This is a genomic window from Leucobacter sp. M11 (assembly GCF_035726885.1).
In the GTDB taxonomy this organism is placed as follows: Bacteria; Actinomycetota; Actinomycetes; order Actinomycetales; family Microbacteriaceae; genus JAPFRB01.
This window is the reverse complement of sequence record NZ_JAPFRB010000004.1, coordinates 239,182-240,066: the sequence shown is the minus strand read 5'-3', so window position 1 is coordinate 240,066 and position 885 is coordinate 239,182. Positions and strand designations below refer to the sequence as shown.

General features: G+C 74.1%; 1 protein-coding gene and 1 pseudogene. One reads left to right on the top strand and one right to left on the bottom strand.

Annotated elements, in window-relative coordinates; translation table 11 throughout:
• A pseudogene (locus OOT08_RS13125) lies at positions 1–259 on the top strand (heavy metal translocating P-type ATPase); the annotation flags it as partial.
• 93 nt (positions 260–352) lie between these two features.
• Here the strand turns inward: OOT08_RS13125 and OOT08_RS13120 are convergent.
• Positions 353–885: phosphoribosylanthranilate isomerase (locus OOT08_RS13120; protein ID WP_325093198.1), on the bottom strand; the 533-nt coding region annotated here is incomplete at its 5' end.

Here is an 885-nt window from a genome sequence, read left to right as displayed (position 1 = left end):
CGCCGACATCACGCTCGTGCGCGGCGACCTCATGCAGGCCGTTGACGCGATCCGGCTGGCCCGGCGCACGCTCGGCACGATCAAGACGAACCTGTTCTGGGCCTTCGCCTACAACACCGCCGCGATCCCGCTGGCCGCGCTTGGCCTGCTGAACCCGATGCTCGCGGGGGCCGCGATGGCCTTCTCCAGTGTGTTCGTGGTCGGCAACAGCCTGCTGCTGCGCACCTTCCGCTCGCACGACCCGGCCACGGCGCGCTAAGCGCCCGGCGGCTCACCCCAGGAACGCGCGACGCCCCGGGACCTCAGGGTCCCGGGGCGTCGCGCGTTGTGCGGTGAACTGTGGAACGGAGCGTTAGGCGCCCTTCGCCGCCGCGACAAAGGCCGCGATCTTCGCGTGGTCTTTGACCCCCGGGGCGGATTCGACGCCGCTGGACACATCGACCCCGCCGGGGCGCGCCGCCGCGATCGCGGCCGCGACGTTCTCCGGGTTCAGGCCGCCCGCGAGCAGCCACGGGCCCTCGGGGCGGGCCGCGCCCAGCTCGCCGAGATCCCAGCGCGAGCCAGAGCCCGGCACGGGAGAGTCCAGGAGGAGGAGTTCCTCGCCGAGCGCGCCGACCGTGAGCGTCGGCTCATCGCGCAGCGAGACGGCCCGCCAGAGCCGGGGCATGATCCCGGCCGCGGCCGCGTAGTCCTCGGCGCTGAAGTGTCCCCCGTGCAGCTGCAGCGCGGCCACCCCGCTGTCCCGGGCGATCGTTGCCGCCTCCGCCGCGGAGCGGTCGTGCGCGACAAGCACCGTGTCGACCCCGTCCGGCACGAGGGCCGCGAGCCGGGCGATCTCCGTCGGGGCGAGCGCCCGCGGGCTCGTCTCGCTCAGGACAAAGCCCA